The organism is Methanobacterium alcaliphilum (assembly GCF_023227715.1).
GTDB classification, from domain to species: domain Archaea; phylum Methanobacteriota; class Methanobacteria; order Methanobacteriales; family Methanobacteriaceae; genus Methanobacterium_E; species Methanobacterium_E alcaliphilum.
This window is the reverse complement of record NZ_JALKIF010000008.1, coordinates 98730-124684: the sequence shown is the minus strand read 5'-3', so window position 1 is coordinate 124684 and position 25955 is coordinate 98730. Positions and strand designations below refer to the sequence as shown.

Below are 25955 nucleotides of genomic sequence, written 5' to 3'. Positions count from 1 at the left end.
TCAATAAAATTATAATTATTTAATATTTATTCAATGAAAAAATTTAATTAAGCCTAAAATAAACTAATTTATTTAAGTGACACTATTTGATTATAACAATTTGAAAATAACCTTAAAAATTGAAATGTAATATTAAAATTAAATTCGGATACATACTATGAAATATATGGAAAAACTACTTTGGTGGTTAATCACTGGAAAAAGAGGAGGAATAAACCGGGCCAAAATAATAAAAAAACTCCACGAAAGACCATATAATGCTTATCAATTATCAAAAGAGCTGGAATTAGATTATAAAACTATAAGGCACCATATACAAATTTTAAAAGAAAATAATGTAATTAAGTCAACCGGAGATTCTTATAGTAAATTATATTTCTTAACCGAAGAAGTAGAAAAAAATTACGATATATTTAAAGAAATTTGGGAAAAATTTGTTGAAAAATAATATATTCATAGGGGTAAAAAAATGATTTTATTAGGATTAGGCTTGCTAAACACAATATTACTGTCTTCGGGGATTATAATTGGAATAGGTAATATTTGTTTACTTTCAGGACTCATCTATTTTTACTGGAAGAGTTATAAAGAATTGGAATCAAAATTTACGGTAGGGCTACTATACTTCACCTCTATTTTATTAGTACAGAATATACTGGCTATAATTGCTCTAGCTATATTCCAAGTTTTACTCGCATTAGATCACCAAAAAGAGAGCATGGTGCTTTATTCTGTTTTACTGGGTGTGAATATAACTCAGTTCATAGCATTGACTATATTATTTAAGATAACTTGGGAATAATTTTTTTTAAATTCTATTATAAACCTATTTGCATCCAGATCATAGTTAAAAAATGGCAAACTATAGATTTGGGTGTAATTCTGGAAAAAATATTTTTATATTAATTATTAATTTTTTATTAGTGAATAATTTTTCAAATACTGTTTAAAATTTTTTAAGCTGGATTTCTGACATTTTAAAATTTTGAATATTCGCTTTACTAAAATTAATATTAATAAAGTTCTGTATGGATTTTTTTTTAGACATGGAGGTTGGATTTTGGATAAAAAGAATGTTATAATATTATTACTATTCATTTCAATTGCAGGATTATCAATTTCTGCATTTGATTTATATAACTCATTTACACAGAGCGTTAAAATGGGAGGAGACCATAATATTCTTCTTTTATGTGTAGATACTACAGAAAACCAGGGTACTGAAGGAATGGGATCTGTTGATATGGCTTATGCTATTTATATCAAAGATGGGAATGTAGAGAATATGACACCAATTTATCCTGGAGGTCTTAGAAGCCCAACATACACAGAACCATCTAACTTAGGGTCTGGAATGCTTTTACTTCATGATTCTTTATATGGTGTAAATACTACTTTTGGGGCTGAAAGAGCCCAGGAAATAGTAGAATATAATAACGGAATAACTACGGACGCTGTCGTTATGATAAATCCTACTGCAGTTGACGCTATTCTTCAGCAAATTGGTTCTATAAATGTAAATGGCACTGAAATTAGTGTTGATGACTCAATTGGTTACATAAGGAATATGACTGAAAAGGAAGATAGTACTGAAAATAGAGGTAATGCTACATCAGACTTGATGAAGCCTATCTTTGAGGCAGCTGAAAGTAACCCTTTAAATTATCTGAATATAGCTAAAGTTGCCTTGGATCAATACAATCAGGGTAATATTAGAGTTGTACCCGCTAATTTAGTTAAACAATTTGCATTATCAATGGGTCTGAGTTCAATATTGGGAGGTTAAACCTCCTTATAACTATTTTTTATACTATTTTTATCTTCATTATAATAATAGTGGAGATTGGGGTGTAACTGGGGAATAACTATTTTTATATTATTTTCTAATCTTAATTATAATGAAATATTTTTAAATCCGTTTTAATAATTTAACTAAAATTTCAAGCTGTTTGACTAAATATTATTGATTATTCACAATTAACACATACAATACAATTTTTGATATAAGGAGGCATATTTTGGATAAAAAGAATTTAATAATATTATTATTATTTATATCCATCGCAGGTCTATCATTTTCGGCATGGGATTTATATAATGGATCTGCACTGGATTTATGGGATGTATCTAATAATGAAAGAGTTAATATACTACTTTTAGGTGCAGATGCCCGAACTTCAGACCATAATGGATACACGGATTCCATCACCATTTTATCCATCGATAAAAAAACTAAACAAACTTATATTCTATCTATTCCTCGGGATACCATGGCGCAAGTACCCGGAAGAGGATGGGTAAAAATTAATAGTGCTTATGCTTATGGTGACATAAACACCACAAAAACTGCTGTGGAGAATTTATTGAATGTGAGGATTGATTATTACGCTCTGGTGGACTTCAACAGTTTTAAACAAGTGGTAGATACTTTAGGAGGAATCAACATGTATGTGGATCCTCATATTTCAGCCGTTCGGCCAAAACTAAATGGAAAAACAGGTATGTGTAAGGTAACTGGTAGTGAAGCTTTGATTCTTGTTCGTTTCAGACAGGATTCGGAGTCAGAAGGTGGACGGATGAAAAGACATCGAGAAGCGATAAAAGCAATTATTGATGAAATTCTAGAACCCTCTAATATACTTAAACTTCCAACGGTTTTAACACAGTTAAGAGAAAATGTAAAAACAGATATCCCTGCATTGGAGACAACTGTAATTGAAAAGCTACTTAATGGTTTTGATTTGGAAAATGCTAAAATAGAAGTGGTTCCTGGAAATTATACTTATATAAATGGAGAAAATTCCATGATTCCGGATATGAATAAGACTGAAGCGGTAATTGTTGAGTTAGGTTTAAGAAAGTGATTTAAACATCCTCCAAACGAGGATGAATACTATTTTTCTTAATCAGTTTATCAGAATAAAAAAAATATAATTTTATAAATATTTTTTAATGGATATTGGGTCCATCTTCAAACATACTTTTTCCATTCTGCCAATAAACAGCCCAAGGAGATTGCCAAGTTCCGGAATAGTGGACATAATCACTTCTACCATTTTGTTTTGGATTTAGATATAAATAGGCTCTAAAATTATTTTTAGTATAAGTTCCTATGATGTATTTTTGAGTAATCCAATGAGGTTGAGGATTCCAATTAGCATCTACAAAATATGGATCATAGAAATGACAGTAGGCTAGTATATCCTTGGAGTTAATTAAGAATGTAATCCATGTGAGTTTACGATAATTACTAAAATATTTGCTTCCAGAGTCTATTTTCTTATAGAATACCTCAGTTTTTTGGGCAGTATAATGGATATTATTTTTTTCCCTACTTTCGGGTATTTTATTGCCACCATCGGCTTTAGCTACAACATAATAAGTCACTGGTTTAAATTCCCATGGTGGATGAACCTGAGAGGGTTTATACCTCAAAGTATCTGGAACATTGAACACTGCTTTTTTAGTAACAGATTGTCCTGGTTTAAGTTTTGGGAAGTATTTTTTCCCCAGATATTTTTTATATCCGGTCATGCTTTTTTTAGGCACTAAATAATAGTATACATAGTGGCCTTTGTTAACAGATTTTTTGCCTTTATTTTTAACCGTTGTTTTAATCACTATTTTAGTATTTTTAGCAATATATTTAGAAGCTGTGAGTTTAGTTACTACCAAGTCTTTTCCTGGTGAATATGCTGCTGTGCTTTTTTCTTTAACTGTAATATTTGCGGCTGAGACCGCTCCACATAAAAACACCGCCAAAACAAGTACTACTATTAAAAAATATTTCTTTTTTGCAAAATAAATCATCTAAAAAATCCCCCTTACTATTTTTCTATTTTTAATAATCTAAATAATTTTTTAATATTTGTATCAACTTATTCAGTAACAGTAAAACTTATTGGAATATTAAATCATATCATTAGCAATCTTTGGAGGTGAACTATTGAAAAAGTATATTCTTGGAATTTTAGTAATTTTTTTGCTAGCCATGACAGTTTCTGCTAGTTCTGCAGCGAATATACCCATAGATAAAATTGGGAAAAAAGTACATAAAAATCAGGTCTTCACTATTGTTGTGAAAAGTAATCCTACAACTGGATACACATGGAATGCTACCTGGAATAAAAAATATGTGAAATTGATTAGTATGAAATATGTTCCAGATAAACCAATTCTAGCTGGTTCTGGGGGTAAACAGATATTTAAATTTAAGGCTCTTAAAAAAGGTAAAACAAAAATTAAGTTATCTTATGCCAGATCATGGGAAGTTAATCCTATTAAGATTAAGATATATTCTGTAAAAATAACCAAAAAATAAATATTTGAAAAAAGATGTAACCCTATAGAAACCATAAATAAATAGTTTAATGGTTTCTAAAATTCTTTTTAAATTATACAATTTCCCCATTCATAGAAATAGTATAATCTTTAATTATGATATTCTTTTGAGCTTGTTCTAAAGCCCTTTTCACAATAACCTCTATTCCACCACAACAAGGAACTTCCATATGGACAATAGTAATGGAGTTAATATTCTGTTTTTCAAATATAGATGCCAATTTATCAATATATTCTTCTATAGTTTTATCCAGCTTAGGGCAGAATATAATTAAAACTTTATCTTTAAGGAATCTCTGATGAAAATTTGCATAGGCAAATGGTGCACAATCGGCTGCTAGAAGTAAATCTGCATTCTTTAGATAAGGTGCATTTGGATTTAGAAGTTGTAATTGTATGGGCCAATTTTTTAGTTCTGCACTTAATATAACTGATTCTTCACTTTTTCCAACCCGCTCTAACTCTTGAGTCATTGAACCCTGACAACCACAGGCCAGTGGTTTTTCTTCATAATCTGGAATTTCAATATTATTCTTATTCAAATAATCAATAGCTTCACTTAGAATTTTATCTTCGCCATGCTCTTGAAGATGTTGCAAGTGGGCTTTTATAACATTAGGGCCTGCTTTTACAATATTTTTCATGACTTTAGACTCATCATAAGGTTCTGCTTCTCGTTTTTCAACTTGTATTGCTCCTTGAGGACAGGTCCCAATACAAGCGCCTAAACCATCACAAAAAAGATCGCTGATAAGTCTAGCTTTACCATCAATTACTTGTAATGCGCCTTCTGGACATCCAGTAATGCACTCTCCACAACCAGTACATTTATCCTCATCAATTTTGATTATATCTCTTTTCATTTTATTACCCCTATGATTAAATTGAATTGAGCAGTATCGTACAATTATATTTTGTGTTGAACTGGAATAAATATTAGTTTGATTGTTTATTTTTTGGATGATGAATCGGTTAATCCAAGATATTTGCTAAATAGATTAATGGTTGAGCCTTGTATCAATGCAGAGGTTATTGTTATAAAGAAAACAATATTAAAAATCATATCTGCTCCATTAATTCCAGATACAATAGGATATGTTGCAAAAATAATAGGTACAGCTCCTTTAATACCAACCCATGAAATGAAAACTTTGTCTTTCAATTCGACTTTGAATGGCCAGAGACATAAAAAAACAGCCAGAGGCCGTGCAATTAAGATTAAGAAAATTGATATTAATATTCCAATTCCCATAATTGGAATAATCTGTGAAGGAAAGACCAGAAGTCCCAGGGTTAAAAACATGATTATTTGCATTAATAAAGCGATTCCATCAAAAAATTGTGTTTGAATCTTTTTATTAACAAAATAACTATTTCCCATTATTAAAGCAGCAATATAAACACTTAAAAACCCATTACCTCCTACTAAGTGAGAAACTGCAAATGCTAAAAATGCTAAAGAGATTGTTAAAACAGGATAAAGTCCAGGTATATGTAAATCTATTTTATTGATTAATTTAACAGATCCTTTTCCAAATATAACTCCAATTAAGATTCCTAATCCAATAGATTGGATTAATAAAAATATCATTGAAGCAATAGATGTTGTAGGGTTTAATATTAGAAATATTAAAGTTGTTGTTATGAAATAAGCCATGGGATCGTTTGTCCCACTTTCAAATTCAAGGGTAGGTTCTATGTTGTTCTTTAATTTTTGTTTTTGAGAGCGGAATATGGAAAAAACTGCTGCTGCGTCAGTTGAAGAAATAATTGAACCTATTAAAAAGGATTCTATAAGTGGAAAATTTGTTATCCAATTTATAAAAAGCCCCACGGTGATTGTAGTGATTAAAATACCTGCTGTGGAAAGTAATATTCCTCTACCTAAAACAGGTTTAACATCACCCCATTTTGTATCCAACCCTCCTGAGAAAAGGATAATTACCAGGGCAATAATTCCTATAAATTGAGTGATATGGGGATTATCAAAGTAAATACCACCTATTCCTTCTGAACCAGCTAACATTCCTATTAGTAAAAAAAATAGTAATGAAGGAACTCCTAATCGATGAGAAGTTTTGCTAACTAGTATACTTATAAATAGTAATAATGATCCAATTAAAATGAATTGTTCTGCAATCATTGTTTTATTATTTTGTTTAATGGTATAAGTTATTTTTGATTATTTTGATTATTATTTTGATTATTTATTATGATTTTGTATATTTAAATCCATTATTTTATACAAAAGAATAAATATATATTTGTTATTTAGTCAATACAAATAATAAAAAACTAAAAAAAAGAAGTAGATTAATTTCTAAAATAATCCACTGTCTTTCAATTTTTGTTCAGTCCATTGTGCTCTTTTATCCATTTTTTCCTTGATTAGTAGTGTTAAACCAAAAGCTACTACAGGGAATACAGTTAGTAAAGCAATATTAAACCAGTAAGTATTCCATAAGACACCTGCAATTACTTCTCTTAGAGCTCCCACAGCATAAGTCAATGGTAAATATGGGTGTATGCTCTGGAAAAATGGAGGTAAAATTTCTACAGGGAAAATTCCACCGGTTGCAGTAATCTGTAGAACTAGAATTATAATTGCTAATGCTTTACCTGCATTTCCAAAAGCGGAAGTCATTGAATACACAATAATCATGGCACATAAGCTGATATACAATGTAGTAACTGCAAATAATATAGCTGAAGTTATCTGCACATGTAGCAATAATGAGCCTACAATGACAAATAGTGCTTGAAATGCACTAATTATTAAAAATAATCCCATTCGACCCAAATAGACAGTTTCTGCACTATACTTTTTACCATTTTTTATTCTCATTGTAATCATGGCCACAGAGATAATGCACCCTATCCACAATGAAATGGGTATGTAAAATGGTGCAAGAGCTGATCCATAGGTATCTATCTCATAGATATGTTTCTTTTCAAGTTCAACAGGACTTTCAAAGTAATTTTTAACATCGCCTTGATCTGTATTTGTAAATGCGATTAATTTATCTAAATCATCTTCACTGATGGAATTAAGTTTAACTGTAGCAATAGGTATTTCTTTTTTAAATAATGGCCACTTAGAATTAACTAAACCTAACTTGGACGTTGCATTGCTGATTTTATTGCTGATATTCGATTTATTTTTTACCAGAGTATTTACTCCGTCATCCATCCCATCTATTAATGTTTTAAGTTGAGATAATCTACCTTGAGGATTTTTTCCGGCTTTAATATCAGATTCTACTTTTTGTAAAACATCCAGAACTTTATTTGCTTTATTGATATTATCTTCAATTTGTGCAATAACTGGTTTTAATTGAGGGTCACCTGTTGATTTATATAAACTGGTTAAAATTGCATCAACATATTTAAGCCCAGTTATAGTGGTGTTAACCTTTAGTTCCATGTTTTGAACTGTTGTTAAAGCTTTTTGGGGATTTGAATCTATTTGATTGTATAATGTATCGTATTTTTCTCGAACATAATTGGAGTAAGTTTGTATTTCAGGCAATGCTGCACTTATTTTTGGCCATATCTGATTTATCGTATTTAAATCAGAATTTGCCTCGCCAATTGTGGAATCGATTGAATCAATTTTCCCATTCAATTCATTCATAAATGCTTTGAGTTTTAAAAACTGTGCTTTATTTTGGCTAACTAGGCCACCTATATCTGAGAGCTTGCCAAAGATGATTCCATTAATAGTTTTAATGATTTCATTGTTGATTTTTGTTTGTATTGCATCTGCTCCAGCATTAGTAAGTCTCGGTGCTACTGGATTTAATTTATCATTGGAGATGTATTCTATTTTGGCCTGTTCTGGTGTTGATGTTTTTATAGATAGTAATTGTTCACTAAAATTTGAGGGTATTATGATGGCTGCGTAATAATCTCCATTTTTAACGCCGTTTAGGGCTGTTTCTTTATTAACAAACTGCCAATCAAAGTTTTCATTATTTTTTAATTCTTCAATCAATGTATTTCCTACGTTATAAGTGTCTTCTGTGGTTGTATAACCAATGTCTCCATTTACTACTGCAACTTGAATATTGGATGTTCGGGCATAGGGATCCCATGTTGCTTGAATATTTAGTAGTGCATAAAGTGAAGGAATTAGTATAATCACTAAAATAACAAAAATTACTACTGGATTGTTTTTTATTGACCTCAAATCGTTTTTAAAAATTTCCTTAACGCCTTTTATCATTGCATTCATCCTTTTATAAGTTTAAACAACATTTTTTTAATGGTAGTTAAGTACATAACTACTGATGGGGGAATATATTAGTAATGATGATGTATATAAACTTTCCTAACGGTAGTTTTTTTTAAAACTACTAATTCTAATTTTGTCTGGATTTTTAAAAAATCAATTTTTATAATAAATTAAAAAAAAGGAGGGCTTAAAAAAAAATCAAATGATCATTTCAGATTACATCAGGAGTATGTTCCCATATTGCACTGAACAATATCTTCATTAATCCAATCATATATGGGTTTTTGGATGTAATTCCAGATTTAGTTTTTCCAGGATAAGGCGGGACATACATAAACTCTTCATTATCAATTAAAACAAATATGAATTTTGAGTACTGTTTTGGGGGTAAAGGTAAATCTAACAGGTATTTAGATAATATTCCAAAATCGGAAACATCTATTCCATAACCATTGTGCACTTTCAGATTATTTAGTTGATACTGATTGGAAAGGGTTAAATCTGTTCCAAACATCAAAAGTTCTATGCTCAAATCTTTGTTATCAACAAAAGAGAGATATTTTAAATATTCAGTTGGAAGAATAAGTTTCATTGAGGTTTCAGATTTTAATATTAATTCTTCTATACTATGTTCCACGTTATTTTCCCCAAAAAGAGTCCATATTATATCTGAAACTTCGGATTCTTTATTAATTTTTTCGAGGTTTTTCAGTTCTCTAAGAGCACTTTTTTCAGCATTTTCATGTATCTCAATAAGATGTCGGAGGGCAATCTTGGGAGGGATAGCTCTATAAATTGCTGGTTTTGAACTAACTCTCATTACCAGGCCTTTATCCATCAAACTTTTAAGACTCTGGTAAACGCTGGGTTTAGGAACATTTAAATATTCATAGATCTTTTTAACTTCAGCTCTTTCAAATAATACTAAAGTAGAATAAACTTTTGCTTCATATTCGGCAAGACCCATCGTCTTCAATGATTCAATTAAATCGTTTGATATTTCATTCATAAGAAAACCTACTTTGTAGTTTAAAACAAAACTAATGAAGATATACACTAAAATATAAATTTTCTCACTTAAATAAACGACAGCCAAAATCCATTGAAATAGGCAGGTTTAAGTTGATAGTTTAAGAAAAACTATTTAAAAGCACACCTCAAACTAAAAGGATTCAGATAGCAAACTTGATTTAAAAAATAATAGATAATTAATTTATATTAACTTTATGAACTTCCTTTTCTATTTTAGGCATATCAACAGTTAAAATACCGTCTTTAAAATCTGCTTTGGATTGTTCTGCGTTGATCATGGTGGGTAAAGTTAAAGATCTAATTATTTTTCCATGACTTCTCTCTTTTTGTAGGTATGTACTAGTTTCTTCTGCTATTTCATCTTCAAAAAGGGCTTTAATTTCAATACTATCCTCAGCTATTTCTAAATCAATGTCTTCTTTTTTAACACCAGGAAGATCAATTTTTATAACGATACTATATTCAGTTTCAAAAACATCAGTCAATGGTTTTTGAAGGGATCTTTTATAATCATTTATGGCTTTACCAAATTCTTCTGATTTGTCCTGAATACCAATAATTATATCATTGATTAACTTTTCTGCCTGGATCTTCGTTTTAGTAAAATCTTTAGAAGTATCTTCGGACTGATTTTCTGTTTTATAATTAGATTCAGTTTTTTCACTATCTACTCCCTGATTTATCTCTTCTTCAGCCGTTTTTTTCATATCTTCTTTTTTTTCTACCATTTTCAATAACTCCTAAAACCAATTAAACTTTTATACCACTTCAATAAATATTATACTAATTCTATAAAATTATATATTATATTTTAATACTTAATTAGTTATTTAAGCCACTTTTTTATACTAATATAAAAATAGTAAATATAATATATAAAAACACTTAAAGACTTATAATCTATGATATTAAACTTATTATTAATTCTAAAAAGGTAAGAAACATGAAAGTAAAGGAATGGTGTATGTATTGTGGGGAATGCGCTGGAGTTTGCCCCCGTAATTTAATCGAAGTAAGGGAACTCACACTGAATTTCAATGAAGATCAATGTAAAGAATGCAGCCTGTGTGTCCAGGTTTGCCCAGTAAACGCACTGGAAAATGAGGAATAGGGTGTAATAATGTTAATTGAAACTGATGTATTAGTTATAGGTGCTGGACCCGCTGGTTCTACAGCTGCAAAACACGCTGCTTTAGGAGGAGCAAAAGTACTCATCATGGATAAAAAATCAGAAATAGGAGCACCAAAAAGATGTGCAGAAGGAGTATCCAATGGGGGACTGGAATCATTAGGGATTGAACCAAGCCCTAGATGGATCACTAAAGAATTAGATGGCGTACGTTTAATAGCCCCTGATGGTACCAATGTATGGTTGACTTCGGATAAAGTTGACTTACCTGAAGCAGGATGTATCTTAGAGAGAAAAGTGTTCGACAAACACATGGCTATGGATGCAGCCAGAGCAGGTGCTAAAATTAAAATTAAAACTCTAGCAACTGGAATGGAACGTGTAGAAGATGGTTTTCTTGTTGACTGTGAATCAATGGACGAAAAATTCCAGATTAAAGCAAAACTAATTATTGCTGCAGATGGGCCTGAATCAAGAGTTGCTCGATGGGGTGGACTAAAAACTGCAGTAAAACCAAAAGATATGGAATCTGCAGCCCAATTTGAGATGGCGGGTGTGGAAATGGAAGATAACAACTGCATTGAATTCTACTTTGGCAGTGTTGCACCAGGCGGTTATGCATGGATATTCCCTAAAGGAGACGATATTGCAAATGTAGGATTAGGGGTTTTGACTACTAATACTGATAAAACTGCATATCAACATTTATTGGAATTCGTCAAAAACTGCCCAGCTACCCAAAATGCTCAACCAGTGGAATTAAATATTGGTGGGGATCCTGTTGGTGGAATGCCTAAAAAATTAGTCACTGATAATTTAATGGTTGTAGGAGACGCTGCGGGGCAGGTAAATCCTTTAACTGGTGGGGGAATAATCAGTGGAATGACTGGTGGTATGATTGCAGGTAAAGTTGCTGCTGAATCCATACAGGAAGGAGATTTTTCTGAGAAAAAACTTAAAAAGTATGAAAAAGATTGCAGGGCTGAAATTGGAGATTCTATAGACAAGTACCTTAAAGTTAAAGATTACATGATGACCTTAAATGATGATGAACTAAATTCTATAGCTGATGCTTTTAAAGACAGTGATTTTGAAAAAATCAGCACTGCAGAATTAGTTAAAAAGTTAGTTAAAGTATCTCCAAAAGCATTGTTGAAATTAGGAAAATTATTCTAATTCAATAATTTTTTTTATTTTAATTTTATTAGTTGGCTTTAGTTTTTATATTTTTTATAAAGAATAATCTTTTTTTTTACTGTTGATGATTTTAAGGAATTTTCTTTTTTTATAATAAAAGTAGTAATAAAATACAAGCTATATAAAAAATAAGGACCACTTTATGGTATAAAAAATCTGCAAGATTGACCATTTTTTCTTTTTCGAAGAAATTAGACAAATATAATGGTATGGTTGCTAAAAATGGAGGTACAATAACAATTAAAACCTGCATCATATTCATATCTCCTACCATTAAAATATAAGCTAATAATAAACAGAATATAACTGCTAATCCATTCATTGACCGGGATTTTTCTTTATACATTAAATAAGTACCCATACCTGCAATAAACATTAATAAATAAACACTTATGGGAACTAAAAGCACATTATTGAGCAACACACAACAAGAAGCAATCCTTAATACATTATTAGTAGATGTGCTTGCAAAAGGAGCTAAACCAGTATCTTTCAGTCTAACTGGGGGTAAAGTGTATAATAACTGGTTTATAACCATTAAAAGTATTATAATTGTAAATAATGGGGGGAGTGTTATTATAGAAATTGCAAAAACAATTATAAGAATAGTAGCAACAAATAAAATAACAATTTTAGGATCTATATATTGCTGGATAAATGCCCTATTATATTTTGTTTTATCTTTTCTATCCACTTCTAAGTCAGTTAAGTCATTCAAAGAATATAATGCTCCCCATAGCAATGAAACTATAATTAATCCTTCTAAAATTTGTAGTGGATTTAAAATTATTTCAGCAAAATAAGCATAAGTCAATGCCAGAAGATACATATGAACATTTTTAGCAGCCCATATTAATCTAGTGGACTTCAAAAGGGTTAAAAGCATCATATTCTCCTTAATTTTAAAATAAGAGTATAATACAGGTACAGTTAATGATAATGACTATTTTTCATTTTCTAATTCTTGAAGTATGAATCGAGGTTTACATCCATATTTCTTGATGTATTTTCTTATTTTTTTTTCATCAACATCTTTAAAGTGGGCTTTAACAATACTTATAGTTTCTGAAGTATTGTATTTGATTTCCACAACATGAGATAGTTTGCCTAAAATTTTTAAAATAATTCGTGAAAAAACTCCGAAATCGGTGAAAAGATCGTATTTTTTACCTCTAAAACGGACTCTCCAAGCAGTTTGAAAAACAATATTAATCTTTCTAAATTCTTTTTGATGTTTTATGAACTCTCTGATGCATATTAAATAAAAATGCATGGATTTGAATCCAACATTACGGGTCCATAGACTGAACCCTATCACATCTTTTTTTAATAAATGTTTATCATGGAATTGATCAGCAAAAAGCACAACATCATATTTTGAAAGCTTTTTATAAGCTTCTTCTTTTGTAGCAACTCCCAATGATTCTTTTAAATCTTTTATAAGTGCGCAAAAAACTTCCTTTGATCTGGCTTGGGGGTTGGACAGAGAAGTACTAATTTCATATACATTTAAGTTTAATTCATCTAAAGCTTTGAAAATATTGGTTGACTTTCCTGTTCCAGGAGCACCCACTATATGGACGATTTTGCCTCGGGATTTTTCTAGATTTTCCAGAGACGTTTTAATTTTTTTATAAGATTGAGTTGGCAAAAATATTGAATTATCTACTGATGAATTTACTTTATGGGTATTATTGGATGAGGAATATAGGGAATAATTCATTTTTTTTTGAACCATATATTTAGATATTAGTGTTTGAATATATAACAAATAGGGGTAATTGAAAATTAAGCACGGCCCTTGACATGTATTGACAAAGGCTTGAACTGCAACATTTTAATCTAAAAATGATTTAGATAATGGATGTAAGTATTTAATGACCATTCATCCTGAATAATTTAAGTTCGGTGATTCATTGAAAGATCAAATAAATGATTCAAAAACAGACATTTCTAATTCTCGTGATATTAAATCTAATTGGAGGTTGGCTGGTTTTTTAATATCACTTACTGTTATTGTTAGTTTAATTGCATTTTATAGAGTTAAAATGCAGTTTTTTATTGGGCCTCCATGGGATACTTATGCATTTTTATCTAATGCTCTTTATTTTGCTGGAAAAAGCATTGGGTATGTAGAAATAGAACGGCCTCCTTTCTTATCTGTTTTAGTTTCATTAGTTTTTAGATTTAATTATATTTCTGAGTCTGTAATATATTATGTTGATGCAGTAATATTCGTTTTTGGTGTAATAGGTTTGTTTTTATTATTAAATCTAAGATTCGACAAGTTAAAAAGTTTTTTCGGGGCTATGTTTTATGCATGTTCGCCGGTGGTGCTTCTTTGGGTAGGAACAGGTTATACTGATATCGCAGGAGTTTCTTTCACTATTTGGGCTGTATTTTTAACAGTGCTTGCCACTAATAAAAATTCTAAATTTTTTTATTTAGCATTTCCTCTACTCATGATCTCATTTTTAACAAGATATAATATGGCATTTATTATATTACCTCTAATATTTTGCATCATTTCAACCAAAAACCTATTAAAACATCTAAAAAATATTATAATCTCGGCTTTACTATCATTATTAATATTAACTCCATTTTTAATTTTATATTATATTACTTATGGAGATCCATTTTTCCCTTTTATTTCTACGCTAAGCTTAACAGAATCGTTACAAGCCGAAAAAGTTGCTTATATTGCAGATAATCTTTATTATCTAAAAAATATTCCAAACTTTGCACTTTATTATGCAAAAATAATGCCTAATTTAACATATACTTTATTTATTATCCCTATTGCTGGCATTTTGTTTTATGTCTACAATATCATTAAAAGAAATTTTAAAAGAGTTAAAACTCAAAATAAAGTATTAAATGCCTTTGATTTAGGTAAAAAAAGGAACAGAATAAAATATATATTGTTAACTATTCTTGTGATTGCTTTTGTAGTTAGTTTCAATAAATTTTCTTATATAACCACAGACTTAATCTTCTTTTTATTATGCATACTAATTTATAATATTTTTAGAGATTCTGAAAGATTTTTGGCTTTAGATTTAACAATTGCCATATGGTTAGTTGCTTTCTTAGCATTCCACAGTTCTTATGGGGTCAAAGTGGATAGATATTTTTTAACCATGATTGCCCCACTATCCTATTTTTTAGTATTGGGATTCAGTGAAATTACAGATAAATTAATATTTAATGTTAAAAATGTTAATGTCACTAACTTAATTGTTTATCCTCTCTTAATTTTACTCTTAATTTCTTCTTCATTCACATATGTGCAGGAAATCCCTTCTAATGATGAGTTCACTGAAACCATGAATGTAAATAAAGATATTAATAATTTAGCGTCTTGGTATGTGAAAAATGTTAAAGATGATGGGAATAAAAAAATTGTTTCTGATTATTGGCCTGCTTTAAGTTGGATTTTAAAAAGGAATGTTCATATTATGTCTTCGTATACAAATCAAAGTTATATTATAAATGATCTGGAAAAAAATGGGTATGATTATTATTTCTCTTCAAAAGATATTGATTCGCCCTATTATGATGTAGTAAAAGAAATTGGAATGTTCAAGCTTTATGGCTTAAATTCTACAATTCCGCCCAAAACTGAAATTTTTTATATTGGTGCATCTTGGCATAGATATGTTGAAGATGTTTTAGATTTTAAGGCATATCTTCGCTTTGATCTTAGGAGTGCCGGACGATTTGGCATTGGTAGGTCTGTTTATATCGATAACTATTCTCCAGATGAACTTCGACAATATCCTTATCTGTTTTTATATAATTTTAAGTGGCATGATCGGAATAATGCAGAAAGAATCATCAGCGAATATACTAAAAACGGAGGAACAGTAGTAATCGATGCATCAGGAAATTTAAATGGTGTGATGTATAATCTGGATAATTCAGTTTTTATTAATACTACTATTACTCGAAGCGCGCTTCCAACTAACCCCACTTTATGGATTAATCCTGTTTTTTCTAATGAATCCTATAAATTTGCACCGTTTGTTTCTGAAGATGGAATTTGGTATGGGGCTACTTACAGTGCTCTATCTCCAAATAAATTAGAGAGTATAGCAACATTAGATGATAAATTACTTATTGGAGTTCAAAGGATAGGTAAAGGTAAAATTATATGGGTTGGCTATAACTTCATTTGGCATAGCTTTTTCTATGAGAATGAAGATGAAAAACAATTTATTCAAAGAATTATAGGATTATAATGTCAAATTACAATATTAAAACAAAAAATAACATTATTAAGATAGTAATATCTTTAATTCTTCTTTTGTTTTTGTTCAAAACGGTAAATTTTAATCTTTTCATAGAAAGTATATTGGAAATCAATGCAATATTTATTTTAGCTTTAATAATTCTACCATTCAGCATTTTTCTAAGAGCGTGGAGATGGAAAATATTAATAAATAAAGATAAAGCTCATGTTTCATATAAGGAAGCTTATGACCTCACCTTAGTTGGGGTGGCACTAAATATATTTTTGCCTGCCAGTATGGGTGATGTGGCCAAATCGTATTATGGATACAAATGGCATGGTCTTAAGGAAGAAATGCTTTCAAGTAGTATTTTGGATAAATTTCTTGCATTATTATCCATTTTTATAATTGGATTTTTTAGCTCTTTATGGATGGGTTTTTATATTTACGCTATTATATCACTGGTTCTGTGTATACTAATTGGAACTTTAATATTTATTCCTAAAATTATCCCATGGAGTTTTATTAGTAAAATATTCAAAATATTTACAAAAATTAATTTAGATCATCAAAAAATGAACAGTTTCTTTTTGGTTTCTTTAAATTTAAAAACAAAAGCTGTATTAATATCATTTTTAGGGTGGATTTTATCTTATATTCAGTTTTATCTGGTTTGTCTTTCTTTTAATGTTGATGTAAATTTTTTATATGTTTTATCTATTGCCCCCATTATCAATTTGGCTTTAATCTTCCCTTTAACCTTAAATGGATTAGGGTCTGGTGATGTGGTGGTGGTTTATTTATTGGGGTTAGCGGGTATTTCTGGGGGAACTGCTTTAGCAATATCACTATTCTATTCCCAATTTTTAACCACATTAATACCGGGATTTTTTGGATTTATAAAAATAATAAGAAAATAAAGTTTAGAAAAGCCATATTATTTATCTAATTTATTTTTAATTAGTTTAAGCTCTTTTTGAATCAAATATACTTCTTTTTTTATCAACGCAATTTGAGTTGATACAAAACCAAATATTAATATCTGTATTCCAGATAAAAGTAGAAGAGCAGTAAAAATCATTAAAGGTCGGGTAGGATTTAATGTACCTGTTAAAAATTCAAATATAAGATATAATCCAGATAAAAATCCAATTAATATCATTAAGAATCCAACCATTCCAAATAATATCATTGGCTTTTCTTGAAAAGTAAATAACAAATGAGAAATTGTAGTGGATCTAAATTTCATTTTTGATTTCCCATACTCCCTATTTCTTAGAATTACTGGAATTTCTTTTATATTGAGGCCTATTGAAGAAGATTTGGATATAATCTCTAAATGTATTTCTTTATCTTCGGACTGCAAGTCCAAATAATCGAAAACTTCCTTTCTATAAGCTCTGAATACTCCAGTTACAGTATTTAAGTTTTCTTTAAGTGCAAATCCCACAATTTTGTTGGCTGCTTTGCTTATGAATAATCTATGAAAAGGAATTCCCTCAGTAATCCCTCCTTTCATATATTGCGAACCAATCACAATATCTAATGTTTGGTCATTTAAAAGTTCATCAATCATTTTGGGTATGAAAATTGGATCAAAACTCAAGTCTGCATCTAAAGTAACAAAAATATCTCCCTCTGCATTTTCAAAACCGGTTCTTAAAGCGCGACCACGACCGATATTAATTTTATGTTTATAAACATGGATATTATTGTTATTCTGTGCATAATCATTAGCAATCTTATAAGTTTTATCAGAACTTCCATCGTCAATAATTAATATTTCATAATCATAATTTTGTAGAATATCTTGCAATGTTTTAATGGTGCGAATAACATTTTCTTCTTCATTAAACATAGGTATTATTATAGAGATTGGCATGGTTTAACCTCAAAATTGAAAAAAATTGAAAAATTTTAATTGAAAATTCACTTATTTTAATTTTTTACGAATAAGTTTGTTTTCTTTTTGAATAATATAAATCTCTCTTTTTAAAAGATTTATTTGTGTGGATACAAATCCAAAAATAAGAATTTGAATACCGGAAAGTATCGTTAGAACCATAAATAACATCAATGGCCTGGTTGGATCCAGGGTGTTATTTAAATATTCAATAAACAAGTATATTGCGCTAAAAATTCCAATTAAACATAAAATGATTCCGATAATGCCAAATAATATCATGGGTCTTTCATAAAATGTAAATAATATATGGGTCATTGTTGTGGCTTTTATTTTGATTTTAGATTTGCCTAATACTCTGCCTTTAAGTTTCACTGGAACTTCCTTTATTTTATAACCAAGGGCATTTGCTTTTGATAAAATTTCAGGGTTAATTTCTGTACCATTTGATTCCATTTCAATTGAATCAAGGATTTCTTTTTTATAAGCTCGAAATATTCCTGTAACCGTACTTAAATTCCCATTCATAGAATATCCTACTATCTTATTAGCCATTCTACTTAAAAATAATCTAAAAAAAGGTATATTTTCGGTTTCACCACCAGGCATATACTGTGATCCTACAACTATATCTATACTATCACCGAGTTCTTTCACCAGTAGAGGTATATCTCTAGGATCATAACTTAAATCTGCATCAAGTGTTACAATAATATCTCCGGAAGCTTCCTTAAAACCACTTCGAAGAGCTTTACCCATGCCTTGGTTAATGCTATGTTTAATTATTTTGATGGATGGGCTTTTGGTAATAATTTCGCTGACAAGCTCGAATGTTCTATCTGAACTACCATCATCAACTACTATTATTTCATATTTATCAAAAAAATTATCTAAAATAGAATTAACTTGAGAAAGAGTATTGCCTACATTTTCTTCCTCGTCATACATGGGAATAATAACAGATATCATATTATAACGTTCTAATTAGTTATATAAGATATGGGGTTAAATATTATTTGAAACTTTTAGTTTTTCTGGAAGTGGTTTTATTTTAGCAGGTGCTCCTATTGCTAAATACCATGGTGGAATACTTCTAGTGACAATTGCTCCTGCAGCAACCATGGCTCCCTCACCTACTTCGATATTGGATAAAAATGTAGAATTTGCACCAATTGATGCACCTTTTCGAATAATAGGTCCTTTTAGGCGATAATCAACACGTATAGGATATCTATCATTAGTAAAACAAGCGCATGGACCAATAAATACGTTATCTTCAATATAACTTTTAGTGGGTATGTATACATTTGATTGAATACTGACATTACTTCCAATTTTGGAATTACCTTCAATGACAGTATTTGTTCCAATGAGAACTTCATCACCGATAGTGGTTTTTTCTCGGATTAGGACATTGTGTCCTGTTCTTAAATTGTCACCTATGGTAACATCGTTATAGATAATTGTGTTGTCTCTAATTAATGGGTTTCTCCCAATAACTGGTGGTTTACTGAATCTTTTGTAATCGTAACCAATTACAACATTATCACTACGTAATTTATTTTTCCATAATTCTTCTTCATCATCTCCAAAGATAAGGCGTTTAATATTAGCCATTTACTTACCTCTTCTTCTCATTAACCTCTGCAAATTAAATAAATGTCCAAGCTGGAAAATTGCTAAGGTCACGCTTTCACCGAATCCTTCTTTTGCACCTTTAAACCCATTTTTGAATCCATTGACCGGGCCTTCAACTTTCCACCCGGCTGGTTCATTTAATATATGTAAGAATGCAGATACTCTGAAACAGAATATAATCATGCGGTAGAGCGGGAGCAATGCAGTATAATGGAAACATTCTTCAATCTTTGCTCTGGTTGAATCATTTGCATAATGATAAGAAAATAAAATGACTGCTACATCAATTAATGCATAAAAACCATACATAAATGCCATGATAATGGGTAATAAGTATGTATAAAGCCCCATAATTGGGAATAAGAATAGTACGAAAATCCATATTAACCGTGGAAATGCTATGGTGTGATCTATAAATAGAATTCTCTGCATGCCTAATAAATCGTAATTCCTGAAGTTTCTACCTCTTAATCTATCTGCACGGGCTGAAACTGCACTTTTAATATAATCCCCTACTAATGAAAATAGCTTTGGGTCTCTTTGATCCTTAATAATGCCAAATATTTCTCTAAGTGAAGTTTCTTCTTCTACTTCAGAGTCTTCATGACGCATAGCAGCTACTTCTAATTGTCCACGTGCCCATCTCACTCTCTGAGAGTAAAGGGTATCATAATCTGTAATTGATTCTGCATAGGCTACTGCAGTAGGTACATTAACAATATCAATCTTTTTTTCATGCATCATCATGGTGATATGCATATCTTCTGAAACAGTTACAGGCCAGTAACCACCCATTCCTCCAATAACATCTCTTCTAAATGCAGAAAATGCTCCTGACATTGTGTATATGGAGTCTATAACTGATTGGTAACTACGTTCAAAATTGAAAGAGCTTAAATACTCTAAAAATTCGCATTTTGAGAAAAACATGGATTTAAAGTCTTTATTTTTACTTTTATCCCATTCTATTTCGATATATCCTGTAGCAGCTCCAATATTTTTATCTTCCTGAAATGCTTTAACAATATTTACTAAAGCTTTAGAATCCAGTGTAATGTCTGCATCAATAGTGAATATTATCTCTCCTTTGGTGGCTTTAAGTCCACTATTAAGTGTATTGACTTTACCTGTGTGTCCTTTCTCAATTAATTTTAATTCTACATGATGCATTATGGCATGAACTTTAGTTTTTTTAATAATATTCACGGTTTGGTCCTTTGAACCATCATCTACAACGATAATTTCGATTTTATCAGGGGGATATTCGCTTTGTATTATGGAAACCAAACAATTCTGAATAGTTTTTTCTTCGTTATGGGCAGGTATTACAACGCTAATTTTAGGCAGGTCCGTAATTTCAATTTGGGTTTTTACTTTTCTAATTGTTTTACGAGAAAAGTACATTTTTATAGGGACCATGACTCCGTCTATTATAATAGCTATCAGTAGCCAAGTTGTCCATACAAATAAACTTACCCATATTGGATCTTCCATTAGATCACCATTTTAAAATTCAAACTTTCCGCCTTTAATATTCTTGCGCACGATGCTTAAAGTGGGTCTGGTTAATAAATACCAGTAAAGCAAGACTACAAATATAAAAAATATTAATTTACCAATAAATGCATGTGCAAAGTAAAGGTATTGTTTGCCAAATATATTAACAATATATACTATGCTCAACATTCTTAATAAGTTTGCGGCATAAGTTAGAATAATGCCTATAATGGCGTATTTCACTTTCTTTTTTCTTGAATAACCTGGATAAAATATCAATAATCCAATTAATACTCCTATTTCAATTATAGATGAACATTCAAAGCCTATCCCAAATATACTCCATCCAGTAGGGTCGGGAAATATAAATGCATTTGGTGGGAGAAATGTGGAGGGTATCCCTAAGAATGATGCTATGGCTGCAATATTTTGAGCTTCAATACCCATTATAATAACATCTAAACCAGTAATGAGAGAAATTGCTACAGTAAAAGCCATGAATGCAACTGCCCCTGTTAAATAATAGGTTAACCACCATCTTCTTCTATGGGCAATAGCGGATATGGTTATTAATAATCCGGCTACAATTACAATAAACCAGGGAGTTTGTATCAAAATATCCCCCATTTTGTTTTGAGTATAGAGTTTTTAGATGAAGGAATATTATGTATTATAATTATAAATTTCATAGGACACCGCATATCAAGATAATATTGAAACTAATTTTAAAAATAATATCTAATTGTATGTATAAATGATTTTAGTATTTTTAGTAATTAATTATTTAGAATATATTTTCATGTTATAATAGTGATTTCTTTTTTAAACCTACTGCGATAATAGCAATTACAATCCCTACTAAGAAAATAGGTAGCCATGGGCTGGGAACAGAGTAAAAAGATGTAGTTTTAGTGGCTGAACCCCCTGGATAATTCCAAACTGCTGTAATCTCATAAGATCCTCCTGTTTGGAAAGAATTATATGGGAAATTAACATTGGTAGTGTTCCAAGTATAAGTGTGCGATTCTCCAAGAGAAAGATCAGGTACGGTGTAAGTTGTACTATCAATATATTCATTGTTTGGACCATATCGTATAGTAAGAGTACATGTTCGGGATGGTATTTTATTTCTGGAGCCCTGATTCATGGTAACACATTCAAATTGTATGGGTCCTAAATTAGAGTAAGGTGCACCAACTACTGTTAAACGGGTTATGACGCCTGCAGTTGATTCTGTAACAACAGCATCATTTGTAGTGTTATTTGTAACATTAGTGGTATTATTGTCTGCTGCAAATGATATTCCACAGATTAAAACTGCAGCCAGAAACGTAATAATTATATTTTTATATTTCATAAGGCACCTTATTATTCTCATTCTTATTTTGTAACTATGAACTAATAAATGTTAGATTTTTATAGGTGTCATTTATAGAAGAGGGGGTATAAATTATCCTTGTTTTTATTAATTTTATAAGTTTTTCTAAAAGATTAAACTATTCTAAATATTTTTGATTCTAAGTTTAGAAAAAAATTTCATTAATTCCAATCCTAATTTTATATATTAATTGATATTATCATTTATTATAAAAACTCATTATAGTGGTGTTATATTTGGAGATCACAAGAGATATTTTAATCAATAAAATAGAAAAAATAAGAGCAGATATTGCCCATGATTCGTCTGAAGTAAATATAAAAGAATTTATATTAAACCCTAATAAAAAAGAACTCCTTATTATCACCCCCGATCGTCCAGATAAATCAGCAGTTATAGGAAAAGGGGGCTGGGTTGTGGGCAGACTAAAAGAATCATTAAATCTAAATAAAGTCCATGTGGATGCTTATTCGGATTTAATCGTGAAAAAATACCGTATGGAACTGGCCCTTGAAAAAATTGATAAAATCATATCTGATGATTTAATAAGTGATTTAGAACCTTTACTAAATTTAAAAGATTTACTTTTAGCAAAAAAAGAATATTTGTCATTATTTGATTTTTCGGAGTATTTTGATTTTGAAAAATTTTCAAAAAATGAAACAAAAAAAGATGATTTTAAAGCAGTGGTGGCATTATCTGGTGGTGTGGACAGTAGTTTTTCTTTAATAATTGCTCACCAGTTGGGTTTTAATCCTATTGCTGTAACTGCTGATCCAGGCACAATAGTTCTCCCCGGACATTTTAAGAATAATATCAATAATTTATGCAGCATTTTGGGAGTAAAACATGAATATTTGAATCTTGATTTTTCAGAGTTTATAGGGGAGAGTTTCAAGGGGAGGTTTCATCCATGTGGTCGATGTTCTAAAATGATACATGAATCATTGATGAAATATGCTCAGGATAATAATATTAAGATAATCATTTTTGGAGATTTACTTTCCACTGGATCTCAATCTCTAAATTATAAAGATGAGATTCTTAGAATCAATTTACCCGCATTTTTAGGGGTTTCAAAACAGGAATTGAAAAAAATAACTGAAAAATATAATATTCAAAAATCAAATTATTTTGGATGTCCTCTATTGGGGGAAGTACAGAAAAAATTTCCACATATGAGAAGATATTCTATTCAGAGGGTTCTAAGAGAAACTCGATCTGGAGTATTAGAGCCGGGTGAAGCTCTGGATTTAATCTGGAGCTTATGCAAGAATTTATAAATAATATTTTAAGTTAAGTTTATGAAAAAACTTTAAGCAATCCATATCCTACTAAAAATATTCCCACCAGATAACCTACCAAGAAAGGGTATATTATCATTAACAATCCAATCAATACAGCTAGAAGTCCTAATATTTTCGGGTCAGTTTTAGTGTCCATAATAAGTATATTACATACAAACATATATATAAGTTATGAAAGAATTAAAGAGAAAATTCTGTCCTAACTGCGGCTCTGAGGACATTAAGTGGACTATACCTCAGAACTGGTCAATATGGGAATGTTTTAATTGTGGATATATGGGTCCTGTAGTGGTTGAAGATTTTGAAATTGCAGAAGAAATAAAAAAGAAGTATAAATCAAAACATCCCCATAAAAATGAGGATTATTATTAAATTAAGAGTAAATAAAAGATTTTATAGATTAAATTTATTGATTTCTGTTTTTAGATATTCGTTTAAGTTTTCAATTGCCATATTCACCATTTCCGGTGAAGGCCCGCCTGGGACTTTCCTCATTTTAACATTTTCTAATGGATTTAATGATTTTTTAATTAAATCTTCGTCAATATCCAGTTTTTTCCCAGTTAAATCCATACAAATATTATCTAAAAATTTACTATCAATATCTTCTGCTTTAAGATTTAAATCAATAGCGTCTGTAACCATCCTACCCACTATTTTATGGGCAATCCTGAAGGGCATGTTCTTTTCTCTTACTATTACATCTGCGAGATCAGTTGCTGTTGCAAAATTAGCTCTTGCTAATTCTAGACCTCTATCTGAATTGATTTTTATAGTTAAAAGCATATCTTTAACAATATCTAACATAGCATGGGCAGTTTCAACCGAATTCCACAGATGAGGAGTAATCTCCTGTAAGTCCCGGTTGTAGGTGTATGGAATTGCCTTTAAAATGGTTAATATAGTCATAAGTTCCCCATATAAAACCCCTGTTTTTCCCCGTGAAATCTCAGCAACGTCCGGGTTTTTCTTCTGAGGCATAATAGATGAAGTTGATGAAAATTCATCCGATATTTCAATCAAGTTAAATTCATGGGTACTCCATAAAACCATTTCTTCACATATTTTCCCTAAACTGGTAACCATCAAGGAAAGATCAAAAACAGTCTCTGCAATAAAATCACGTGAACAAACGGCATCCATAGAATTTTCCATGTAACTATCAAATCCAAGAATCTCAGTGGTGATTTCTCTATTAATTGGGAAACTTGTGGTTGTCATGGCTGCTGATCCCAAAGGGTTTAAATTAACTCTATTATATGTATCATCAAGTCTTTCATAATCCCTTTTTAATGATTGAGCATAAGCCATTAAATGATGAGCAAAAGTAGTTGGTTGTGCATGCTGGAGATGGGTATAACCAATTATAACTGTTTTTGTGTGTTCCTGTGCCATTTCAATGATGCCCTGAATAAAATCAAGTATATCTCTTTGAATCTCCCTTATTTTAACCTTCAGCACAATTCGAAGATCCGTGGCAACCTGGTCGTTACGTGATTTAGCAGTGTGCATGAAACCTGCTTCTTCCCCAATTTGATCTGTCACATAGTTTTCCACAGCCATATGGATATCCTCTACAGAAGGATCAAGATTAAGAGATTCAATACCTTCAATCTTTAATTTCTTTAAAACAGTAATTATATTATCTGCAATAGAAGAATCAATAATTTTCTCCTGTTTTAGCATGGTGGTGTGAGCTATGTTAAGATCCACATCTGCTTCAAATATGTATTTATCAAATTCTAAGGATGAAGTAAAGTCTGCTGCTTTTTCAGTCATCTTTTTACCTAATCTTCCAGCCCTTAAATTCAAATTAAATCTCCTTTTTAAAAATCCTTAAGATTTTTTTAGTATATTAAAAAAAATGAATAGTTATAATAAAATAATTAAAAAATAGAATTAAATGGATTATCCTTTATTTTTCCATTCAGTGTATCCACATTTACCACAAGCATATCTGTCGCCGTGGTCTGCCATGAATACTCCGCTGGAACATCTAGGACAAAAAGGGTTTTTCCTTTTTAGTTTTCCATCTTTAACTTCGTAAACATCACTTTTTTTCAT

At 30.4% G+C, this 25955-nt stretch carries 28 protein-coding genes; 11 read left to right on the top strand and 17 right to left on the bottom strand.

From position 1 onward, the window contains the following. Positions 1–157: 157 nt before the first annotated feature. The 4 genes from MXE27_RS07515 (at position 158) to MXE27_RS07500 (ending at position 2864) form a co-directional block, all read left to right on the top strand. Complete coding sequence (locus tag MXE27_RS07515) at positions 158–448, top strand: winged helix-turn-helix domain-containing protein (protein ID WP_248611797.1); 291 nt, start codon at positions 158–160, stop codon at positions 446–448. A gap of 21 nt (positions 449–469) precedes the next feature. Continuing rightward, complete coding sequence (locus tag MXE27_RS07510) at positions 470–802, top strand: DUF8036 family membrane protein (RefSeq protein ID WP_248611796.1); 333 nt, start codon at positions 470–472, stop codon at positions 800–802. A 258-nt stretch (positions 803–1060) separates the two neighbouring features. Further along, positions 1061–1786 carry a DUF4012 domain-containing protein gene (locus MXE27_RS07505; protein ID WP_248611795.1) on the top strand — a complete coding sequence of 242 codons (726 nt, stop codon included), beginning with the start codon at positions 1061–1063 and terminating at the stop codon, positions 1784–1786. Between the two features lie 232 nt (positions 1787–2018). Further along, entirely contained in the window at positions 2019–2864 is an 846-nt protein-coding gene (locus MXE27_RS07500) for an LCP family protein (protein ID WP_248611794.1), read from the top strand. A gap of 85 nt (positions 2865–2949) precedes the next feature. Here MXE27_RS07500 and MXE27_RS07495 read toward each other — a convergent pair whose 3' ends face one another. Continuing rightward, entirely contained in the window at positions 2950–3810 is an 861-nt protein-coding gene (locus MXE27_RS07495) for a CARDB domain-containing protein (protein ID WP_248611793.1), read from the bottom strand. A gap of 136 nt (positions 3811–3946) precedes the next feature. Between MXE27_RS07495 and MXE27_RS07490 the strand changes: the two genes are divergently transcribed. Continuing rightward, positions 3947–4321 carry a protease inhibitor I42 family protein gene (locus MXE27_RS07490; RefSeq protein ID WP_248611792.1) on the top strand — a complete coding sequence of 125 codons (375 nt, stop codon included), beginning with the start codon at positions 3947–3949 and terminating at the stop codon, positions 4319–4321. Between the two features lie 73 nt (positions 4322–4394). Here the strand turns inward: MXE27_RS07490 and MXE27_RS07485 are convergent, their stop codons facing one another. The 5 genes from MXE27_RS07485 to MXE27_RS07465 all read right to left on the bottom strand — a co-directional run bounded on the left by MXE27_RS07485 (position 4395) and on the right by MXE27_RS07465 (position 10335). Continuing rightward, entirely contained in the window at positions 4395–5231 is an 837-nt protein-coding gene (locus tag MXE27_RS07485; protein WP_342765998.1) for an ATP-binding protein, read from the bottom strand. Between the two features lie 59 nt (positions 5232–5290). After that, positions 5291–6484: a potassium/proton antiporter gene (locus tag MXE27_RS07480; RefSeq protein WP_248611790.1), complete on the bottom strand. Its 1194-nt coding sequence runs from the start codon at positions 6482–6484 to the stop codon at positions 5291–5293. 177 nt (positions 6485–6661) lie between these two features. After that, positions 6662–8566 carry a YhgE/Pip domain-containing protein gene (locus MXE27_RS07475; protein WP_248611789.1) on the bottom strand — a complete coding sequence of 635 codons (1905 nt, stop codon included), beginning with the start codon at positions 8564–8566 and terminating at the stop codon, positions 6662–6664. 220 nt (positions 8567–8786) lie between these two features. After that, the gene (locus MXE27_RS07470) at positions 8787–9584 is read right to left on the bottom strand and encodes a TrmB family transcriptional regulator (protein ID WP_248611788.1); all 798 of its coding nucleotides are present in this window, start codon (positions 9582–9584) and stop codon (positions 8787–8789) included. 199 nt (positions 9585–9783) lie between these two features. Then, on the bottom strand, positions 9784–10335 hold the full coding sequence (locus MXE27_RS07465; RefSeq protein ID WP_248611787.1) for an Hsp20/alpha crystallin family protein: 552 nt from the start codon (positions 10333–10335) through the stop codon (positions 9784–9786). A 215-nt stretch (positions 10336–10550) separates the two neighbouring features. On the opposite strand from MXE27_RS07465, the gene MXE27_RS07460 reads away from it, so the two are divergent. After that, complete coding sequence (locus tag MXE27_RS07460) at positions 10551–10718, top strand: DUF362 domain-containing protein (RefSeq protein WP_248611786.1); 168 nt, start codon at positions 10551–10553, stop codon at positions 10716–10718. A gap of 9 nt (positions 10719–10727) precedes the next feature. Further along, positions 10728–11912, top strand: a complete 1185-nt coding sequence (locus MXE27_RS07455) for an NAD(P)/FAD-dependent oxidoreductase (protein ID WP_248611785.1) — start codon at positions 10728–10730, stop codon at positions 11910–11912. A gap of 109 nt (positions 11913–12021) precedes the next feature. On the opposite strand, the gene MXE27_RS07450 is transcribed toward MXE27_RS07455, so the two are convergent. Then, positions 12022–12819: a UbiA family prenyltransferase gene (locus MXE27_RS07450; protein WP_248611784.1), complete on the bottom strand. Its 798-nt coding sequence runs from the start codon at positions 12817–12819 to the stop codon at positions 12022–12024. A gap of 57 nt (positions 12820–12876) precedes the next feature. After that, positions 12877–13671, bottom strand: coding sequence for an ATP-binding protein (locus MXE27_RS07445; RefSeq protein ID WP_248611783.1), 795 nt, complete (start codon positions 13669–13671; stop codon positions 12877–12879). A 178-nt stretch (positions 13672–13849) separates the two neighbouring features. Between MXE27_RS07445 and MXE27_RS07440 the strand changes: the two genes are divergently transcribed. Continuing rightward, positions 13850–16177, top strand: coding sequence for a glycosyltransferase family 39 protein (locus MXE27_RS07440; RefSeq protein WP_248611782.1), 2328 nt, complete (start codon positions 13850–13852; stop codon positions 16175–16177). Then, a complete protein-coding gene (locus MXE27_RS07435; protein WP_248611781.1) occupies positions 16177–17088 on the top strand; it encodes a lysylphosphatidylglycerol synthase transmembrane domain-containing protein in 912 nt (303 codons plus the stop codon). Before MXE27_RS07440 ends, MXE27_RS07435 begins: the two co-directional genes overlap by 1 nt. A gap of 17 nt (positions 17089–17105) precedes the next feature. On the opposite strand, the gene MXE27_RS07430 is transcribed toward MXE27_RS07435, so the two are convergent. The 6 genes from MXE27_RS07430 to MXE27_RS07405 all read right to left on the bottom strand — a co-directional run bounded on the left by MXE27_RS07430 (position 17106) and on the right by MXE27_RS07405 (position 22563). Next, positions 17106–18050, bottom strand: coding sequence for a glycosyltransferase (locus MXE27_RS07430; protein WP_248611780.1), 945 nt, complete (start codon positions 18048–18050; stop codon positions 17106–17108). A 51-nt stretch (positions 18051–18101) separates the two neighbouring features. Further along, a complete protein-coding gene (locus MXE27_RS07425; protein WP_248611779.1) occupies positions 18102–19040 on the bottom strand; it encodes a glycosyltransferase in 939 nt (312 codons plus the stop codon). Positions 19041–19076: 36 nt separating this feature from the next. Further along, entirely contained in the window at positions 19077–19688 is a 612-nt protein-coding gene (locus MXE27_RS07420; protein WP_248611778.1) for an acyltransferase, read from the bottom strand. After that, on the bottom strand, positions 19689–21203 hold the full coding sequence (locus tag MXE27_RS07415; protein ID WP_248611777.1) for a glycosyltransferase: 1515 nt from the start codon (positions 21201–21203) through the stop codon (positions 19689–19691). It lies immediately after the preceding gene. Positions 21204–21215: 12 nt separating this feature from the next. Beyond that, positions 21216–21821 carry an archaeosortase/exosortase family protein gene (locus MXE27_RS07410; RefSeq protein WP_248611776.1) on the bottom strand — a complete coding sequence of 202 codons (606 nt, stop codon included), beginning with the start codon at positions 21819–21821 and terminating at the stop codon, positions 21216–21218. 187 nt (positions 21822–22008) lie between these two features. Beyond that, the gene (locus tag MXE27_RS07405; protein WP_248611775.1) at positions 22009–22563 is read right to left on the bottom strand and encodes a hypothetical protein; all 555 of its coding nucleotides are present in this window, start codon (positions 22561–22563) and stop codon (positions 22009–22011) included. 257 nt (positions 22564–22820) lie between these two features. On the opposite strand from MXE27_RS07405, the gene MXE27_RS07400 reads away from it, so the two are divergent. Beyond that, positions 22821–23867, top strand: a complete 1047-nt coding sequence (locus MXE27_RS07400; protein ID WP_248611774.1) for an ATPase — start codon at positions 22821–22823, stop codon at positions 23865–23867. A gap of 19 nt (positions 23868–23886) precedes the next feature. On the opposite strand, the gene MXE27_RS07395 is transcribed toward MXE27_RS07400, so the two are convergent. Beyond that, the gene (locus tag MXE27_RS07395) at positions 23887–24027 is read right to left on the bottom strand and encodes a hypothetical protein (protein ID WP_248611773.1); all 141 of its coding nucleotides are present in this window, start codon (positions 24025–24027) and stop codon (positions 23887–23889) included. 35 nt (positions 24028–24062) lie between these two features. Between MXE27_RS07395 and MXE27_RS07390 the strand changes: the two genes are divergently transcribed. Further along, on the top strand, positions 24063–24263 hold the full coding sequence (locus MXE27_RS07390; protein ID WP_248611772.1) for a hypothetical protein: 201 nt from the start codon (positions 24063–24065) through the stop codon (positions 24261–24263). Positions 24264–24284: 21 nt separating this feature from the next. Here MXE27_RS07390 and argH read toward each other — a convergent pair whose 3' ends face one another. Beyond that, positions 24285–25703 carry an argininosuccinate lyase gene (gene argH / locus MXE27_RS07385; RefSeq protein ID WP_248611771.1) on the bottom strand — a complete coding sequence of 473 codons (1419 nt, stop codon included), beginning with the start codon at positions 25701–25703 and terminating at the stop codon, positions 24285–24287. A gap of 96 nt (positions 25704–25799) precedes the next feature. Further along, positions 25800–25955 carry a 30S ribosomal protein S27ae gene (locus MXE27_RS07380; protein WP_248611770.1) on the bottom strand — a complete coding sequence of 52 codons (156 nt, stop codon included), beginning with the start codon at positions 25953–25955 and terminating at the stop codon, positions 25800–25802.